19 protein-coding genes are annotated in these 16491 nt (G+C 61.9%); 9 read left to right on the forward strand and 10 right to left on the reverse strand.

Annotated elements, in window-relative coordinates:
• Nucleotides 1-38: 38 nt before the first annotated feature.
• Nucleotides 39-230, forward strand: coding sequence for an Arc family DNA-binding protein (locus ABDB81_RS09610; protein WP_346810764.1), 192 nt, complete (start codon nt 39-41; stop codon nt 228-230).
• Here the strand turns inward: ABDB81_RS09610 and ABDB81_RS09615 are convergent.
• The 10 genes from ABDB81_RS09615 to ABDB81_RS09660 form a co-directional block, all read right to left on the reverse strand.
• On the reverse strand, nt 214-663 hold the full coding sequence (locus tag ABDB81_RS09615; RefSeq protein ID WP_346810766.1) for a hypothetical protein: 450 nt from the start codon (nt 661-663) through the stop codon (nt 214-216). The two genes, ABDB81_RS09610 and ABDB81_RS09615, sit on opposite strands and share 17 nt — an antisense overlap.
• A complete protein-coding gene (locus ABDB81_RS09620) occupies nt 660-1433 on the reverse strand; it encodes a hypothetical protein (protein WP_346810768.1) in 774 nt (257 codons plus the stop codon). The genes ABDB81_RS09615 and ABDB81_RS09620 overlap by 4 nt, the downstream gene beginning before the upstream one ends.
• Nucleotides 1433-1906: a hypothetical protein gene (locus ABDB81_RS09625; RefSeq protein WP_346810769.1), complete on the reverse strand. Its 474-nt coding sequence runs from the start codon at nt 1904-1906 to the stop codon at nt 1433-1435. Before ABDB81_RS09625 ends, ABDB81_RS09620 begins: the two co-directional genes overlap by 1 nt.
• Before the next feature lie 29 nt (nt 1907-1935).
• Nucleotides 1936-2658 (reverse strand): hypothetical protein, encoded by a 723-nt coding sequence (locus tag ABDB81_RS09630; RefSeq protein ID WP_346810771.1) that lies wholly within the window; start codon nt 2656-2658, stop codon nt 1936-1938.
• Nucleotides 2658-3071, reverse strand: coding sequence for a hypothetical protein (locus ABDB81_RS09635; RefSeq protein ID WP_346810772.1), 414 nt, complete (start codon nt 3069-3071; stop codon nt 2658-2660). The genes ABDB81_RS09630 and ABDB81_RS09635 overlap by 1 nt, the downstream gene beginning before the upstream one ends.
• Nucleotides 3072-3148: 77 nt before the next feature.
• Nucleotides 3149-4345, reverse strand: a complete 1197-nt coding sequence (locus ABDB81_RS09640) for a hypothetical protein (RefSeq protein WP_346810774.1) — start codon at nt 4343-4345, stop codon at nt 3149-3151.
• A gap of 12 nt (nt 4346-4357) precedes the next feature.
• The gene (locus tag ABDB81_RS09645; RefSeq protein ID WP_346810776.1) at nt 4358-4753 is read right to left on the reverse strand and encodes a hypothetical protein; all 396 of its coding nucleotides are present in this window, start codon (nt 4751-4753) and stop codon (nt 4358-4360) included.
• 34 nt (nt 4754-4787) lie between these two features.
• Nucleotides 4788-5864, reverse strand: coding sequence for a hypothetical protein (locus tag ABDB81_RS09650; protein ID WP_346810778.1), 1077 nt, complete (start codon nt 5862-5864; stop codon nt 4788-4790).
• A gap of 130 nt (nt 5865-5994) precedes the next feature.
• Nucleotides 5995-7485 (reverse strand): hypothetical protein, encoded by a 1491-nt coding sequence (locus tag ABDB81_RS09655; protein ID WP_346810779.1) that lies wholly within the window; start codon nt 7483-7485, stop codon nt 5995-5997.
• Nucleotides 7472-9217, reverse strand: a complete 1746-nt coding sequence (locus ABDB81_RS09660; RefSeq protein ID WP_346810781.1) for a phage terminase large subunit family protein — start codon at nt 9215-9217, stop codon at nt 7472-7474. Before ABDB81_RS09660 ends, ABDB81_RS09655 begins: the two co-directional genes overlap by 14 nt.
• Nucleotides 9218-9376: 159 nt before the next feature.
• Here ABDB81_RS09660 and ABDB81_RS09665 point away from each other — a divergent pair, with 159 nt between their 5' ends.
• From ABDB81_RS09665 to ABDB81_RS09700, 8 genes are all read left to right on the forward strand, one after another.
• Complete coding sequence (locus tag ABDB81_RS09665; RefSeq protein ID WP_346810783.1) at nt 9377-9865, forward strand: hypothetical protein; 489 nt, start codon at nt 9377-9379, stop codon at nt 9863-9865.
• Nucleotides 9862-12315, forward strand: a complete 2454-nt coding sequence (locus tag ABDB81_RS09670; protein WP_346810784.1) for a bifunctional DNA primase/polymerase — start codon at nt 9862-9864, stop codon at nt 12313-12315. Before ABDB81_RS09665 ends, ABDB81_RS09670 begins: the two co-directional genes overlap by 4 nt.
• A gap of 156 nt (nt 12316-12471) precedes the next feature.
• The gene (locus tag ABDB81_RS09675; RefSeq protein ID WP_346810786.1) at nt 12472-12882 is read left to right on the forward strand and encodes a hypothetical protein; all 411 of its coding nucleotides are present in this window, start codon (nt 12472-12474) and stop codon (nt 12880-12882) included.
• Nucleotides 12882-13052: a hypothetical protein gene (locus ABDB81_RS09680; protein WP_346810788.1), complete on the forward strand. Its 171-nt coding sequence runs from the start codon at nt 12882-12884 to the stop codon at nt 13050-13052. The genes ABDB81_RS09675 and ABDB81_RS09680 overlap by 1 nt, the downstream gene beginning before the upstream one ends.
• 8 nt (nt 13053-13060) lie before the next feature.
• Nucleotides 13061-13360: a hypothetical protein gene (locus ABDB81_RS09685; protein ID WP_346810789.1), complete on the forward strand. Its 300-nt coding sequence runs from the start codon at nt 13061-13063 to the stop codon at nt 13358-13360.
• A 550-nt stretch (nt 13361-13910) separates the two neighbouring features.
• Nucleotides 13911-14693 (forward strand): hypothetical protein, encoded by a 783-nt coding sequence (locus ABDB81_RS09690; RefSeq protein WP_346810791.1) that lies wholly within the window; start codon nt 13911-13913, stop codon nt 14691-14693.
• Between the two features lie 322 nt (nt 14694-15015).
• Nucleotides 15016-15288, forward strand: a complete 273-nt coding sequence (locus ABDB81_RS09695; RefSeq protein ID WP_346810793.1) for a hypothetical protein — start codon at nt 15016-15018, stop codon at nt 15286-15288.
• 968 nt (nt 15289-16256) lie between these two features.
• Nucleotides 16257-16481, forward strand: a complete 225-nt coding sequence (locus ABDB81_RS09700) for a hypothetical protein (RefSeq protein WP_346810795.1) — start codon at nt 16257-16259, stop codon at nt 16479-16481.
• Nucleotides 16482-16491: the final 10 nt, after the last annotated feature.

Consider the following 16491-nt stretch of genomic DNA (forward strand, 5'->3'; position numbering starts at 1 on the left):
TGCCCGTTCAAATGTTTAATTTGGTACGGAAATCAACCATGGCAAAGCAGGAAAATATGACCGCCTTTACCGTCCGCCTCCCGGTGGAAATGGAGGCACAAATCCAGGCGCGCGCGGATATCTCCCGCCGGTCGAGAAATGCTGAAATCCTTATTCTGCTTGAGCAGGCGCTGGACGCGTCGACCCGGGCCGACGCGGATTTGGTCCAGCAACTCAAAGACCGAACGTGACGTTGCAGGAAAGCCGTACCCCGATGAATTTCATCGGGCGTACGGAGTCAGACAGAATGGGAAAAACCTGTGTCCCATTTTCCACCATCAAATCCCCCAGCCTGTCCCCCGTTTCGGCGCTCACCGCCCAGAACGATTTTCCCGGTAGCAGATAATTCAGCAGTTTCCCGACCACCGCATTAAGGCGGAACAGGTTGGGGTCTTCGGCCGTCATTACCCCGATCATTACCGTCACCTTGGCCAGGTGCTCATCCACGGTCAGGGCATACTGCGCTGGCCCAATTAGGTCGCCGGCCGGCATCTGCTCGTCGTCCGTGTCATAGGCGTCAAAGTTCACCACCTTGGCGTCGCCGGCGCCAATCATGGGTGCTACATCCCCGCAGAATTTGAGGATGCTGCTGAAGAGGTCGGCATAGATGTCCTGGCTGGTCATTCAATCACTCCTGCGGCCTTGAGCCCACGCTGATAGGCCTCGGCCAGTTTGTTGTCGGTGTACCACTTCAGGTACGGTCCAATGAGGGGCCGGTAGTGGCCGGCGTCGTTCAGCAGCTTGGTCTGCAGCTTGTTCTGACTCGGCAGCAGCCGCTCGAGCGCGCCACGGTCGTACAGGTTCAGGTTCTCGATGTTGGCGAACCAGACCACTTCGATGGAGATGCCTAGGTAGCCCTTCTTCAGGTTCCGGGGCATCGTCCGACCCCCGCTTCCAGGGATCTCGAAGTGGGGGAGGTAGGGTTGGCCCCGACGATTCATGCGGGTCATGTCGTCGATACGCACCTCGACGTCCCCGAAGTACTTCTGGGGGTCCTGCAGCCTTGCCAGGGTGTTGCGAAGTGAGTTCTTGACGTCACGCTTTGGCAGCGGCTTGTACCGGGCCTCCGGGTTCTTGCGGCGCCGGCGCGCGCGGCGCCGTGTTTCCGCGAAGATGAAGAACCGGTCGTCTCCGCCTTTTTGGATCTTCACGTAGTTGGCTGAGAGGCTCCGCCACATCTGCTTGGAGTACGGCGGCGTGTCCCGGTAGAGTCCGGTCTGTGCGGCCAGGCTGCGGAAGAACTCATTCATCGCCGCGCGCACCTCGCGCTGCATGGTTTCGCGGATAGCGTCCACCAGCTCGTCGACTTCGCGGCCAAGGCCTCGAACGATCAGCTCCTCGCTGGTGGAGAAGATGTTGTCGAACGCCTGGCGGACGCTGTCCTGGTTGGCCATTACGCGGCCTCTGCGATCTGCAGGCCCAGCTCGGACCGGATGCGCTGGATCTTGCGGCCGCCAACCGTATCCCCGACACGGATCGCCGCACCCGTGATGATTCGCACCTGTTGGGCCTTGGAGTGGCCGTCGGCCACCTCGCCGGTCACGATCTGGTGGCACCAAATCGTGCCGAGCGAGACCTTTGCCTGCGCCCGCTCGAGCTTTGTCACCGGGTCGATAGTGGTCTCGACCCGTTCGTGCGTGACCTCCTGCGGCAGCGGCACCATGCGGAGGTGCCGCGCATCCTTGGTCTGGGCGTAGAAGCCCGTCAGGTAGCGGACCCCCTCATACAGCACGACGTCCCCCGGCTCCACGACCGAGCGCGCCGGCGTGGTCAGCATGCGCAGCGGCACGTCGAAATTGAGGCTCTGCAGGTCCGTGGGCGTGGACACTTCCCCGGAGAGCTTCACTCCGGGGCGGCTCACGCTCATGAGCCAGGACTGGTGTCGAGGGGCGTGCGTCATGCGTTGGTCACCGGGTCGGTCGGGGTGCTCACAGAGAACACCGGCTGCAGCGTGCCGGCGGCAGTAGCGGCCGTGGGGCTGGCCAGGACCAGTTGGTCTTGCAGTTGGGCCTCGAGCTCGGCGCGCAGCTCATCCCACTTGCCGTTGAAGCGCTGGAACGTGCTGTTCTCCGTGCGGTCGACCTGCGGCAGGCGCAGGCGCAGCGACGGCAGCGCCTGGATGGCGGCATGCAGGGTGATGACGCGGTTCGCGGCCAGGCTGGCCACCGTGGTCGCCGTCAGGGCGGCCACAGCATCGGGGTAGTTCCCCTTTATCGCCATGTAGGACGCCACGAGGTCGATGTCCTCGTCGGGCAGTTCGTTCGGGGCGACGCCCAGTGCGTTACGCACGCTGTCCGGCGAGGCCTCCATCGGCACAAACGGATGGAGGCGGTACGTGACGCGAGCGACGTAGGCCTTGCCCTCGACGCGGTAGTTCACGCGCACATAGCGGGCCTCCTGCTCGGCCTCTGGCGTGCCGAGTTCATTCTGCGCGGCGGGCACGGCGACCTCAGCCGATGTGCCCGTCACGGTCAGGGGGAGGGTGGTAAGGTCAGGGAGCGCTTGGCCGTCGTTGCCGGACACCGTGTAGGTCACGGTGTCGGTATCAGGCACGGCGGGGACGCCCTGGACCAGGAAGTCGACGTTGATGGTGACGTCCTCACCGGCCTGGTGCCACATTACGCGGCTCCGTCCTGCGTGCCGGTGTCAGTGGGCGGGGTGGTGTCGGCCGCCGGCGGCGTGTCCGACTTCGGTGCAGTCGCCTTGGCCGCGGCACGCTTCTGCGCCGGCGTCAGTTCCGTGATGGTGCTAACAGCGCTGGCTTGGCTATCGCCGTACACGGTACCTTGGTACTTCTCGGCGAACGCGGCAATGGCCAGCACGGGGTCTTCCGAGTCCTTCAGGTAGTGGGCGAATTCGGCGTCGGTCGCCTCCTTGTCGAGGCCGACAGCCAGCACGCGGACTTGACCCAGCTCTTGTCGGACAGTCAGGAAGTGCGTTTGCTCGACCACTGCGGGGCGGTTGTAGGGAACCGACTGATTCGGCTCGACCAGTTCGAAAGAGCCGGTGGTTTCAACGATGGACTTGCTCATGGATGGGATCTCTGTGAAGGTAAAAAGGCCCCCGGCCGCGGTGCGGGAGGGGGCCTTCGTGAGTGCCTGGCGGCTGCTTACTGCGTGCAGTCCAGCAGGGTACGGGTGTCACCGAAGGCCAGCTTGTAGCCGGTCACTTCCGTGCGCACGTAGGTGATCGCCTGGTTCAGGATCGAGCGCTCGTTTTCCGAGATCGACGAACCGGCTTCCACCAGCTCCTCCAGCGTGTCGGCCTTGGAGTAGCACATCAGCTTGCCTGCCGGCACGCCGGAGCTCAGCACGAAGGTGACGCTCAGACCCTGGATACCGGGCAGAGCAACCTTCACGGCCGGGGCACCCATGGCGCCCGGGGCGAGTGCGGCCAGGGCAGCGCCCGCGGCCGGCTGAATCGGCTGGAACATGAACAGCAGTTCGATGAACATGTCATAGCCACCGGCAATGATGTCCACCGGCTTGCCGGCCTTCGCGCGCGCCATCAGGAACTTCGCCAGAGCGAAGTAGTTGTCCTTCAGCGACTTGCCACCGGTGAACACCGCGCCATAGGCGATGTTGCCCAGAGCAGTCGCAGCGGCAGCGCCGTTCACGCCGTCACCATTGATCAGGACGCTGGTCGCGGCTTTGACCTTGGAGATCTCCAGTTCACGGGCCACGCGGGCTGCGAACGGGGTCATGATGTCCAGCGATGCACGGCGGTTGAATTCGTACGAAGTACGATACGCCGAGCCGTGCTTGAACATGTTGACCGACGTTTGCGACGTGCGGATCGTGCGAACCGGGATGCGCGCCAGTTCCGGCACCGTGAAGGTGTCCAGTTGGCCGCTGGGGTCGTCCACGATGGTCGAGACCATCTCGGTGCCCGAGATCGTACGCGACTGGGCCAGCAGCGGAGCCACCGATTCCAGCTGGTCCTGCGTGCCCTTCCAGCGCAGCATGTCGTCGATCACTTCCGGGAACATCGCCCGGGTGCCCGGGTACGTCTGGAAGGTTTCCGATGCGGCTTGCAGCAGCACGCCTTCCTTCAGGTCTTGCTTGACCGGCAGGTTCAGCGAGGCCAGGGCCACTTCGTAGCCGCTCATGCCCTCGAAATCGGAGGCACGTTCGCTCTTGCGCGGATCGATGGCCAGCGTGAGGTAGTCACGCATGCCGAGACCGGCTTCCTTGGCCGCTTGCACCAGGCGACGGCCGGCGGCTTGCGATTGCAGGGTGTCCGAGGCCTTCAGGCCGTCGAGCACCTTTTCCGGCGCTTCGCGCGGAATATTGATCAGATCGGGCATCTCTCTTTTCCCTTACACCTTGATGCAGACGGCTTGACCGTTTGCGACTTCGACAGCGCGCAGGCGACCCGTGCCAGCTGCGCCCTTCTTGACCTTGCCGCCGGCAGCGCCGACAACCGCGTCACCCACGGCCAGCGTGTCCGCTGCCAGGATGTCGAAGCGCCAGCCGCCGAACAGCTCGACCGTACCGACCAGCAGGCCTTCGATCGTGCGGTTTTCCACCACCACGAGCTGGCCGATGACCTCGTCTCCATCACCCGCGATCTTCACCTTGTTGGCACCGCTCGCGTCGAGGGCAACGGGCTTGCCCGCGTCGTTCGTCGTGATGCCTGCGGCGAGATTGAACGGGTAGTGGAAGTGCTCGTGGTTAATGCCACGGAGCGATACACCCACACCAATTGCGCTCATTCGCTACTCCTCGTTGAAAAATCTGTGCCTGCGCTTAGGCGCGCTGGCGGAAGGCCGACAGGTTCGTCGTCGCGGCCTTGTTGGCGTCGATCACGGCCGGCTTGCTGTTGCCACCGGGGTTCGCCGCCAGCGCAACGTCGAGCTTCGTTTGCAGCTCGGTCACCTTCTCGGTTTTGGCGTCCAGCTCGGCCTTGGTGGCGGCGTGGGCGGTCTCGACTTCACCGACCTTGGCGTTGGCCGCGTCCAACTGGGTCTGCAGTTCGGCAGGCTTGGCCTTCAGCTGCTCGATCTCGGTGTTCGCGGCGGCCAGCTTGGCCGTCAGTTCGGTCTTTTCGGTGCCATGCACGATGGCAGCGGCCTTGAGATTCGTGATCTCGTCGATTGCTTTGGTCAGGTCCACTTCCGGGTTCCCTTGTTTGGTGGTTGCAAAAAGCAGGATTGCTTCCGGGGAGGTCCCCGATGCCGCGAGCTTCTCGTAGGCCTCCGCGCTCAACACCTGGCGCGTGCGGCCGACGATCTTCGCGTTGTTCGATGCGCCCTTGGACACGAGGCTGGTTTCATTCCAGCTGTCCATGCCCTCGAGCTTCAGGTACATGCCATCGACCCCGACGGTGTGCCCGTTCTCGCAGGTCTGCGACCACAGGTGGTCGAACGTGGCATCGGCGCCGCGGAAGTCCCAGCCGCACTGCGAGCAGAACAGGTGGGTGTTCAGCAGACCGACACTCACTTCATCGATCGAACCGGAGTCCAGCTTGGCAATCAGCTTGGTTTCCGACTTGTCGACGTAGAACAGCGCGCGCAGGTCGAAGGTGCCATCGAAGGCCTGGTGAACTTCGGCGTAAAAGAGACGGCCAACCGGGAGTTCCTCGCCCTGCGCGTGCAGGGTGTGCAGGGGGACGAAGCCGGCGTTGTTGAGGTACGCCGCCATCTGGTGGAGCGTTGCCTCGGAGATGCGGCCCTGATGGAAGAGGGTGCCGCGCTTGCTCAACGGTCGCGTCGAAACGGCAATGGCTTCGTAGACCTGAATTTTGGACGTGTCGATGCTGTCGCCGCCATTATTGGCGGTGATCTGCTCGATAATCCGTTCAGTAATCGGTACGTTCTTTGCCATAACCAGTCCGGTTAATAAAAAGCGACTTGGTGTAAATCCAAGTCGCTATTATTCAGTACTGGTTTTGGAAGTCAAAGAAAATATTTAGCCACCGCCGTTCATTATCCGCTCCTCGGTTAATAATGGTTGATTATGCGACCCGCTTACTATTCGCGGCTTTGCTGCCTTTCGGCTGCGCCTGTTTCTCGGTGGCGCTCTTTTTCTTTGCCTGCCCTCCGGTGGCCGTCGGATCTGAGTTCGCCGCATCGCCGCCGGCGGCGGCCACCGGCTGCATGAAGCCGGTACCGGAGAGCTCTGGCGCGCTGTCGGGACGCAGACGGCCATAGATCTCGAGGTGGTATTCATCGTCCGTGATCAGCCCGAGGGACAGGTCTTCCTTCAGGCGCGACGCGCGCACGGACATCTGGGCCTCCATCTCGAGCAGAGAGCGCATCTCGATAGGGCGGAACTTGCACTCGACATACGACTGGGAGCCCTGCAGGCGGATGGCCAGGGTCAGCAACTGGCTCCAGATGTCGGCCACGGGCTGGTTGATCGCCTCGGCGTTCATGGAGAAGAGGCGGGCCTCCACCGAGGCCGTGTTCACGCCCGACTCGCCGCGGCCCAGGATGGTGGCCATCGTGCGAAGGCCGGCCTGGTTCTGGGCGTTCAGGGTGTTGATCACCGCAGTGATGTCGATACCCATGGCCGGCGACTTCTCGTTGAGCACACCTGCCTCGACGGCGTCGGTGTGCACGAAGGCCTGGTCGGGCCGGATACCGGCGATCGTGTTGCGGATGCTCGTCAGCTGGCTCTGTACGTAGTCGCGCTGCTTTTGGGCATCGGCCTTGACGTCCATCGGAGCGTTCTTGAGCAGCACCTCCTCGAGAATCGTGACCTCCATGCGCGGGTAGCCCGTCATCTGCATGATCCGGTACAGGTCATTGATGACCTGCTGGCGCGCCGCAATCGTGTTGATCGTCGAGACGAACGGGCTGTAGGTGTAGATCGACGTCGGATCCTTACGGAAGAAGCTCACGAAGAACGTCGGAATGTCGAGCTTGATGTCCTTGCCGTCCAGGCCCTTCTGGATGGGCGTGTACAGACCGGGGGACTTCTCGAACCACTGAATCGATTGCAGGTCGGCCAGGCGCACTTCGGTCGGGGCGACCGTCTCGTCGGTGATCAACTCGGCCGCGACGCCCCCACGCAAGAGGACCATGTAGCGCATGGACTCCGAGATCTCCTTGATCGAGTACCGGAGCTGGAAGCCCTTGCTGTAGTCCTGGCGCGTGGTCAGGAACATGAGCACCTGGTTCAGGATCTGCTGGCCGGAGCGGTCCACTTGATCGTTCACGTCCTTGACGATGAAAACCGGCTCGGTGTTGGCCAGGGTCAGGTAGGCGCTCACGGCGGCCGACACGTCGGGGTCATGCACGAACAGCCGCTTCATCAGCGCGCGGCTGTCATCCGACGCCCGCGAGGTAAAGATGTCGGTCCGGTGCTCGTCGTACGTCGGAAGCGTGAGGACGGTCTGGTTGGAGTTCGGGTTGTAGGTGGCCGTCTGGGACGTCCCCTTCCCATTCCCGGTCTTGCCCGGGAGGATCACTTTCAGAAGACTTGCGATTTTACCGGCGGCCATAGATCAGGTTGCTCTTTTGCTTGCCCTCCACATAAATGGCTGAACCGTTTTGGTTCAAATCGATTCCCATAACCAGCACGGAGGATCGATTGTCGGAGGCAATAATGGTTGACGAAGTGTGGATTTTAACTGCCGCTAGCATAAATCCCAAGGAATGAAAATAGTGGTCGTTGCCCGACAGTTTCCGCCAAACCGCCTCCTGCTCGGGAGATTCATCCCGGACCATGTCCTTCAAATGCTCTTTGATAATCGACCGCTGGGTGCCGTAGCCCGAGAATCGGATTTTCCCGCGCCGCACCACGCGCGCCACTTCGTCGATCAGGATCGTTCGGTTGGCCTGGCCGTACATGACGTTCTCGTTGACGTCCTCGACCAGGTTGACCTCCTTCTGGCCCCGGTACTCGAGCGGGATGACCCGGCCGGCCGACAGGTGGAACATGTCGTTGGCCGTGGGGGTGTACGGGAAGCGGTCGGCCGTGCCGCCGATGACCATGTACTCCTCGAGGATCCGCTTGATCTCCTCGAGCAGTCGGCCGGAGGGCACCGTGATGAATTCGACGACCTCGATGGTGTCGACGCTGTAGCCCTCGCCGACGGTGATGTGGCAGGTGGTGCCCAAGTCGACGCCGATCCAGGCCGGCACGGTCTTCGAGCTCTTGCGGATGAGCATGCGCTCGGTGAAGCAGGCATCGATGTCAGCGTCCGAGAGCCGCACGTCTCCGGCGTTGAAGGGCAGGCCGAGCACGGTGTTGTACCAACCCCGGATGAAATCGCGCTGCTTGTACTTGAACAGCTGGGCGATGATGTACTCGACCGACAGCCGGTCGGTGGAGAAGGGGTTGACCCGGTAGCCACGCGCGTGCGTCCGGTTCGGGAACTTGGCCACCCAGGCGCGGTGCTCCGTGTTGCCGAGGTCCAGGGGCATGCGGCACTTCTCGCAGACCACTTGGGCGTCTAGCAGGTTGATGGTGCCGGCGTCTATCAGGCTCTCGTCGATCTCGACGAGCTCCAGGTTGTCGGGCATGCCTGGGATGTCGACAAACTTCTTCTCGAACACGGGCAACTGCCAGTGGTTGCAGTGTGGGCACTTGCACAGGTACTCGTGCTGGTCAGAGGCCTGGAAGCCGCGGTCGACCCCGTAGCCCTCGAACGTCGGGGTGCTGAAGCGCTGGTTGATCTTCCAGTCGGAGTTCTGCAGGCGCGAGTTGAACAGCGCGAGCATCGTCTGGTCGGTCAAGTCCACCTCGTCGTTGAAGACGATATCGGCCGAGATGGAGGTGGCGTCACCTTCGGTGGCGCCGGTCACGAACAGGAAGGACTTGCCGATCTGCATCAGGCCCTTCGAGCGCACGGGCTTCGTGCCGCCGCCGGCCATGTTGAAGACGCGCTCCTCTTCCACCAGGGGCTTGATCCGGGTAGTCGACATCCGCTCGAACATCTTGTCGTTCGGCAGTGTGAAGATTGCCGTCTTACCCGGGTGCCGCGCGAGGATGGTCAGCACCTTGCGGATCTGCACCTCGGACAGGCCGACCTGCGACGGCTTGATGCAGTCCAGGTTGGGGTGCATGTCATCGGCGATCGCCTTCTGGAAGGGGTACCGCGCGAAGCTGAATTTCTTGCCCTGCAGGCTCGTGTTTGCGCACATCCAGTCACCGTGGGACATGGAGATGCGGTCGGCAGCATAACGGCTGCTCAGCGTGTTGTAGAAGTCGACGACGTAGGGGTTGCTCATGGCGGCTCTCAATGGACCGCCTATCCATTTACACCATGCCTCGCGTGCTGTGTTTGAGGGGTAGTTGATACTCGCTGCAGGTAGCCGCTACAGCGAAGAAAGGTGTGTTTACGCAGAGGCTGAATCGATATTCTGTGTCCCTCTTCACGAGGCACAGCGATGAGCACCTTCTACCCTGATTTCCCCGACAACGTCGAGTTCTCCCTGATCGTCGTGATCAAGGCACTCGAAGAGAACCCGAACTACCTGAACGATCCGGACTGCCCCTACAACGGCAAGCTCCGGGAGATGCTGCAGCACCTGGCGCCGAAGGCCGAGGTGGCCGCGCCGAACTTCGACGAGGACTTCGAGCCGCGCACCAATGACCAACTCGAACGGGAGGTTACCAAGCTCCTGGACGACATCAAGGTCTTCGGCACGCAGCTCAATGCAGGCGACGTCACCGAGCGCATGTCCTATTTTCGGACCCACACCAATCTGCTCGAGAAGCTCGTGTCGATGAAGGAACGCATGGGCAACGTCAAGTCGGTGGCCACGTTCCAAGCCATCGTCCTGAACTGCATCGAAGAAAGCCTGACCGCTGACCAGCGCACCCAGGTGATGGACAACCTGCACCAACAGATCCAGACCGGAGTCATCCCGCAATGAGCAAGAACATCTTTGCCGACAACGCGCCGCGGCACTATGCCGCCGGCCTGCCGGTCATCCCGCTATATGCGCGCGCCAAGCGTCCGATCCCGAACGACTGGTCGCGCTACTACGATCATCCGGTCGAGGACGCGCAGCAGAAGCAGTGGCTCGAGCAGATCCCGGACGCGAACATGGGCCTGGTGCTCGGTCCCCAGTCGGGCGTCGTGGCCATGGATATCGACACGGAGGACGAAGGTCTAATGCAGGCCATCATCAGCCTGCTGCCCGTGTCGCCGTGGCGCCGTATCGGCAAGAAGGGCATGGTGCTGGCGTTCAAGTACTCCGGCCTGAAGACCTTCCGGATCAAGAACACGTCCGGCGAGACCATCTGCGAAATGCTCTCCGCGCGCACCCAGGTCGTGCTGCCGCCGTCGATCCACCCGGACACGGGCCTGCCATACACCGCGAACTGCGAGTTGGTCGACGTGCTGCACCAGCTGCCGACACTGGACGACCAGATCGAGACCATCCTGCGCTCTGCCATCGAGGCGCGCGGCGTCCAGCTGTCGCACTCGGGCTGGTCGCGGGTGACCGACCACGTGTCGGCCGGCTCGCGCGACACGTCGATGACCGAGAAGGCCGGCCTGTTTGCCTACGCGGTGATGCGCGGTGAGCGCACGCTGAAGGAAGCGATCGGCATGCTGCAGAGCTACCACGCCGAGTTCGTGGAGAAGGTCGCCGGTGATGAGGTGGACGTGGCCAAGCACGTCGAGAACTTGGTCAAGTTCCTGCACCGCGATGTGATGGACAAGGGTAAGGTCTTGCCGGAGGGTTGGGACGCGGACCTGACCGACGAGGAGCGCAAGAACCTGAACCTGGAGTTCAGCAGCGACCACGAGGAGTGGTCGTTTGTCGCGCTGCGCGACTTCCTGAAAGGCGAGTTCGAGCGGTACCCGGAGGGCTCCAGCGGCCGAGAGGCCGCAGTGGACAAGATCCTGCACAAGCTGGCGCACTCGACCAATATCAACAAGCTCGAGGAAGACCGCCTGCTCGAGTTCATGCAGATCGCGTCCGGCATGGGCGTCAAGGTCTCGAGCCTTCGCGCGCGCCTCAAGGAGCTACGCCAGGGTGAGCTGAAGGGCCTGGACCACACCGAGATCGCGCGCGCGGTGATCGCAGACATCGAGGTGCTGTACCCGATCCGCTACCACAACAACTTCCTGTGGCGCTGGGCCGGATCGCACTGGGACAAGCTGGACGAGAACTTCGTCATGGCCAAGATCTCGTCGGGCTACGGGCATCTCCAGGCTTGCAAGAAGCACAGCGACATGAAGGGCATCCTGAACGTGATCAAGATCCTGCTGCCGCAGGGGATCCGCGCGCTGGATGTGGCCGGCATCAACTTTGCCAACGGCTTCCTGTCGGATGACCTGAAGCTGCTGCCTCACGACATGGCCTACGGCATGACCTACACGCTGCCGTTCCGGTATCTGCCGGACATCGCCGGCAAGTGCGACATGTTCCTGGACTTCCTGAACAAGAGCTGGGGCCACAACGAGGACTTCACCCAGAAGGTGGAAGCGCTGCAGGAAGCCCTGTGCGTGACCTTGTTCGGTCTGGGCCCGCGCTTCCAGCGAGCTGTTCTGCTGCAGGGCGCGCCGAAGTCGGGGAAGAGCCAGCTGCTGAAGATTGCCTCGTCGCTGGTACCGGACGATGCACGCGCCAGCGTGCCGCCGAACGACTGGAACGACAAGTTCCTGCCGACGCAGATGCACGAGAAGCTGATCAACGTCGCCGGCGAGCTGTCGGAGAAGAAGCTGGTCGATGGCCAGAAGTTCAAGGACATCATCGACGGCACGGAGATGAACGGGCAGCTGAAGGGCGGCCAGATCTTCCGCTTCAGGCCGATGTGTACGCACTGGTTCGCCTCGAACCACTACCCGCGCACGGAAGACACGTCCGAGGGGTTCAACCGCCGCTGGCTGGTGCTGCAGTTCGACAAGCCGGTGCGGCCGGAGGACCGAAAGCTGGACTTCGGTGACCTGATCGTGGCCGAGGAACGCGAGGCGATCGTGGCCTGGGCGGTGCTGTCGATGGAGCGCCTGAAGGCGCGCCGCGACTACACGCTGCCGAGCTCGCACCGCCAGATCATCCGCGAGGTGGCGAGCCTCAACAACAGCGTACGTTTTTTTCTCCAGGAGAGCGGGAAGGTCCGGACGGGAGCCGCTCTCCAGGCGAGTGGCGGGAAACCCTCGACCCCCACCTCCGAAACCGTCCTCTACAACGCGTACTGGAGTTTCTGCATCGGGGCGGGGGGTGCAAAGCCTGTTGGATCGACTCTGTTTCGCAGCAAGATGCGGGAATTGGGGCCCGAGCTGGGGTTCAACCTTTTGATTCGGAACCTGGCGAATGGGGGGCAAGAGGCCGTGTACGAGAACCTCATTCTTGCGGAAAGGGTGGTGGGGTGATCTTCAACTACGAGCCGTTCCGCGAACAGTACGAATGGCTCAAGACTTACATCATTGGGAGGAATCGATGAAGGAAATTTTGGGGCTGCTCGTGCTGGGTTGGGTGGCGATTTTTCTGTTTCTGGCCCCGATTGTGGGGCTGTTTTCGAGGGTTGGATGATGATTGAGAAGATGGAGTTCAAGGTGTCGCCGCTGCGGCATGTCGAGACGGCGGCGGTGAAGGGCTACACGCTGCTGGCGCGCAAGGCAGGCCGCGGTGCCTACAACATCGGCGTGGCCGATGACGGCGTGATGTATCAGGTTCCGCACCTACGTGACGCGCACCAACGGCGGCGAGAGCTGTCGGGCTCGCCGCTGATTGCGGTGAACCAGGTGTGGGTGGATTGCGATCCACGCAGCGCGCGGCACATCCGGATCATCGGGCTCGAGATGAATCACGTGGTGTACAGCACGTGCCAGGCTGACGGTTCCGGCTTCGGCCGCCACCTCCGCGCGAAGTACGACGCCTTCCAGCTGGACGGCCAGGAGGTGGCGCGGGGCTTTTCACTCACGAACAGGAGCCGGTGATGGCGATCATGGCATGCATGCTGACCGCGGTGCTGTTCCTGATCTTCGGGATCTGGCTGGGCTCGGACGCGGCCGAGTGCCGCATCTACAACCAGCTGAAGGGGAAGGGCGCCGCCTACATCAAAGGGGCGCTGTTCTTGGGCGGGCTACACGAGGGGAGGGTGGAGTGATGTATCCGATGGATCCACGAGAGGTGAAGGTGTTCGTGAAGTTGGGCGAGGAGTGTGCAGAGATTCAGCAGGAGCTGGCCAAGACCCTGCTGCATGGTCCGTACAGCTACAACCCGCTCGAGCCGATGAGGGGGACGAACCGTCAGCGCCTGGAGAAGGAGCTCGGTGACCTGATGTACTGGCTGGATGAGGCTGTGAAGGCGGGCCTGGTCGATGAGCACATGATCAGGCACTGGGAGTTCGACAAGCGGCAGCGGATCGCGTCTGGCGCGAGGGAGAAAGCGCCGCCACAAGGTGGCGGCGTTTAAAGGGATGAAACCAAGGTTGAGGAACCTTGGGTTCGGGCGGGATTCTGTCGCCTCACCTTAGGGGCGGCAACCCCGCTACAGGGGGAATTGACTGGCCCTGGCCGCTGATCTCCGGTATTTCACGTGAAAAGCCCCGATTTTTCGGGGCTTTTTTGCATTTTGGACGTAAAAAAGCCCGGGTTTTCACCCGGGCTCAAGCTTCTTTGGAGGAAAAACATGCACCAGCTCAACCAGGTCACCACGTCCTGGAGCCTCAAATCTAGGCGGATAATCCGAGATAATCCACGGTTTTTGGTGGTTAAAAATGGTTAATCTGGATTTTTTAAAAATTTCGCGCGAATAGACTTGACATTATCGTCGCCGCAGGGTATTGCGCCGTTAAAATGAGGGTATATAATGGGAACCGTAGTAGATGTATGCAGTAACGCAGTGCCTCAGGGCCTGCCGCGCGCGGTTCAACGTTGAACCGCACGGCGCGAAAGCCGGTTCAAGTTGAACCGGATTCGCAAAACCAGCCGGGGTTACCCGGACACATGAAAGGAAATGCACCATGCAATCGAATCTGTCCCCCCTCGCATTCGCAGCATCGGCTTGTGTCGGCGCAAATCGCGCCAAGGTCTTTGCATACTCCGCAGTAATCGCCTTTGTGCTGCGCGATGGCAAGGCAAACGAAAAGGGTTTCACCCAGACCCTGCGCCGCAATCTGGCGCGTGAAATCGCCATCGCCCGTGTCGGCAGCGTGGATGCGTGGGAAAGCCTGCCCGAAGAAACCCGCGACGCAATGAAGGACCGCGCCGATGCCACCGCGAAGCGGTACGCCGAAAAGTCGATCCGCGTAGCGGCGATCGCGGCTGAAAAGGGCCTTGAACTGGCCGGCGTGCTGGAAGCACAGGCGATGGGCAAGGGCGCTAAGGCGAAGTCTGCGGAGCAAGTCGCCAGCGAACATGTTTTCGCTTGGCTCAACGCGAACGGCGTGGATGACCAAGAGTCGTTGACGGCATTTGCTGGCATGGCCACCGCGGGCGGCCCCAAGGGCGGCACGCCCAAAGCCACGCCGCAAGGCGAGGGCGGGGGCGACGGGGAGAGCGCAGGCCCTGAGGCGGCCGACCTGCCGCAATCGGCGCCGGCCAATGAGGTCGTTGGCCACTTCCTCGCTGCTACCCGTGCCTGCAAGGACGATATGGAAGCGTTCGCCCGTGAGTTCACCGCGTTCCTTGGGCTGCTGCATGAGACGGCGCGCGCGGATCTGGCGCAGCGCCTCGCCCCGGTACTGGCTGAGGCCGCCGGGTATGAGGTGCGCGAGGAAACCGTACCGGTAGCACAGGCCGCCTAACCCCTCCCGGCCGGTTCAAGTTGAACCGGCCGCCCCTCCCGGAGCGTGAAAAATGGCCATCTCCCTGACCCCGCTGGTGTGCGCGTTCGTCGTGAATTGCGCGCTCGCCTGGCTCGCGTCGCGTCGCCGCTAAATGCGGCCCGCGCGTGGCACGTGGGCGCCGGCGCGTAATGCGTGGCGCCTGGGTGCCGGCGCGGGCGCGACGTGCCGCACCCCCTCGCTCTATTTTTTCCAATCCCCTTCGACCCCTTTACATACGCGGGAAGAGGATTTGAAAAAGTGGCGTTGAATTCACCCCATTCAAAATTTTGGAATCCGCACCATGCGAGCCTTTGATCCCACCGTTTCGGATTACACCAAGGCCCTGAGCCAAGGTCAGAGCCCGCGCGCCATCGCCAACGCCCGCGCCCGGGTGGATGTCGCCTATGGTCGGATGCAGCGATTCGAACAGATTCTGGCGACCACGCGACACGCCACCGCGCTGAGCGACGTGTTGCAGTGGATGCAGCCGGTTCAAGTTGAACCCGCCCCGAAACCTGTGGATGCCAAGCTGCTGGCACTGCGCGAACACTTCGAAGGGAGGCGCCATCGATGAGATGACGGGCCGGCGGGCCTGAAACGCGGATCCGGCTGCTGTGGCCGGCGCGGGAGGCGGCGCGATAGTCCGCATGGAGTACTACTTGCCCGATCCCCGGTCCCAACTCCTGGACTGATGGGGGAGATGACGGCGCCAAAGTGCAGAGGTAGGACCCGGCCGGTGCGTGTGTGGGGACAGGCGCACCTGGCTGGTTGAAAGTGGATGGTGCTGGTTGGCGATGGGTGGGGCGGAAGGAAGGACGGGGGCGGTGCAGCGTGGTTCAAATTGAACCAGATGCTCTGGGACCGGCCTAGGCCCCGCGCCAGAGTGGTGGGCGCTACCCGAAAACTTACCGCAAGGTATGTTTTTTCGGGGCGCGACCCGGACCACAGATCTGCGAACCCGCAACGGGTTCGTTTCGGCGTTATACGCTACCAATATGTCCCTGATTTGATTGGCCTTTTCTGGCCTCTCACCCCCAGTTTCACCCCTCTTGACCATGAAGGGTCGATTTTCGACCGTAGAATGGCATCAACTTATTTATGGCCCCCTCCCAGCCAAAAGGCTTGGGATGATATCACAGCCTATTAAATTCTTTTCTTTTTTTATTTTGATCTTCTCTAGAAAGAAAAGAGAGGAGAGAGAGAGGAAAGGGAAAATGGAGAGGGGGAACAAATAACATTTCAATTCCAAATTCGGCGAGGACTCCTCTTTATACTATAAAGATAAGTTTATATATAAAAGGAATAGAGAAGTTATTTGTGCCCCGAGGAAAACCCTAATGAAAAACAAACAGCTCACCGCATCCCAAGCTGGTTATCTGACGGGCCCCCGCCCCCGCCAATCGATACCCACCGCCCACGCGCCATAACCTGACCCATATTCCCGCTGCCAGCTGCTTGCTGCCAGCTGCCTGAACCGAACACCCCGTAGTTCAAATTGAACCGGCTCCCCGCTGGGGGATTCCTGTTGCCTGGAGAAACGTAATGCGCATCGAAATCTTTGTCGGCAGAGCTCACGCACCGATCTGCGTGCTCACCTCCATGGCCCAGTTGGCCGTCCATCGCCAGACCCTTATCGCCCCGTACCGGATCGTCATCGACGGCCAGCTGCACGAAGCCGCCGCCGCTCCGGTCACCCGCAAGCCGAAGCCCTGCACGCCGTGGACCGGCAGCTGGGCCTACCCCCACCTCCATGAAACCGCTCATTGATCCCGATGAC

Origin of the sequence: Cupriavidus sp. DL-D2, assembly GCF_039710735.1 — a bacterium.
GTDB lineage: Bacteria > Pseudomonadota > Gammaproteobacteria > Burkholderiales > Burkholderiaceae > Cupriavidus.

Bases quoted from the DNA above. Each gene is read 5' to 3' on its own strand.
- ABDB81_RS09610 (WP_346810764.1), top strand. From the start codon at position 39: ATGGCAAAGCAGGAAAATATGACCGCCTTTACCGTCCGCCTCCCGGTG.
- ABDB81_RS09615 (WP_346810766.1), bottom strand. From the start codon at position 663: ATGACCAGCCAGGACATCTATGCCGACCTCTTCAGCAGCATCCTCAAA.
- ABDB81_RS09620 (WP_346810768.1), bottom strand. From the start codon at position 1,433: ATGGCCAACCAGGACAGCGTCCGCCAGGCGTTCGACAACATCTTCTCC.
- ABDB81_RS09625 (WP_346810769.1), bottom strand. From the start codon at position 1,906: ATGAGCGTGAGCCGCCCCGGAGTGAAGCTCTCCGGGGAAGTGTCCACG.
- ABDB81_RS09630 (WP_346810771.1), bottom strand. From the start codon at position 2,658: ATGTGGCACCAGGCCGGTGAGGACGTCACCATCAACGTCGACTTCCTG.
- ABDB81_RS09635 (WP_346810772.1), bottom strand. From the start codon at position 3,071: ATGAGCAAGTCCATCGTTGAAACCACCGGCTCTTTCGAACTGGTCGAG.
- ABDB81_RS09640 (WP_346810774.1), bottom strand. From the start codon at position 4,345: ATGCCCGATCTGATCAATATTCCGCGCGAAGCGCCGGAAAAGGTGCTC.
- ABDB81_RS09645 (WP_346810776.1), bottom strand. From the start codon at position 4,753: ATGAGCGCAATTGGTGTGGGTGTATCGCTCCGTGGCATTAACCACGAG.
- ABDB81_RS09650 (WP_346810778.1), bottom strand. From the start codon at position 5,864: ATGGCAAAGAACGTACCGATTACTGAACGGATTATCGAGCAGATCACC.
- ABDB81_RS09655 (WP_346810779.1), bottom strand. From the start codon at position 7,485: ATGGCCGCCGGTAAAATCGCAAGTCTTCTGAAAGTGATCCTCCCGGGC.
- ABDB81_RS09660 (WP_346810781.1), bottom strand. From the start codon at position 9,217: ATGAGCAACCCCTACGTCGTCGACTTCTACAACACGCTGAGCAGCCGT.
- ABDB81_RS09665 (WP_346810783.1), top strand. From the start codon at position 9,377: ATGAGCACCTTCTACCCTGATTTCCCCGACAACGTCGAGTTCTCCCTG.
- ABDB81_RS09670 (WP_346810784.1), top strand. From the start codon at position 9,862: ATGAGCAAGAACATCTTTGCCGACAACGCGCCGCGGCACTATGCCGCC.
- ABDB81_RS09675 (WP_346810786.1), top strand. From the start codon at position 12,472: ATGATGATTGAGAAGATGGAGTTCAAGGTGTCGCCGCTGCGGCATGTC.
- ABDB81_RS09680 (WP_346810788.1), top strand. From the start codon at position 12,882: ATGGCGATCATGGCATGCATGCTGACCGCGGTGCTGTTCCTGATCTTC.
- ABDB81_RS09685 (WP_346810789.1), top strand. From the start codon at position 13,061: ATGGATCCACGAGAGGTGAAGGTGTTCGTGAAGTTGGGCGAGGAGTGT.
- ABDB81_RS09690 (WP_346810791.1), top strand. From the start codon at position 13,911: ATGCAATCGAATCTGTCCCCCCTCGCATTCGCAGCATCGGCTTGTGTC.
- ABDB81_RS09695 (WP_346810793.1), top strand. From the start codon at position 15,016: ATGCGAGCCTTTGATCCCACCGTTTCGGATTACACCAAGGCCCTGAGC.
- ABDB81_RS09700 (WP_346810795.1), top strand. From the start codon at position 16,257: ATGCGCATCGAAATCTTTGTCGGCAGAGCTCACGCACCGATCTGCGTG.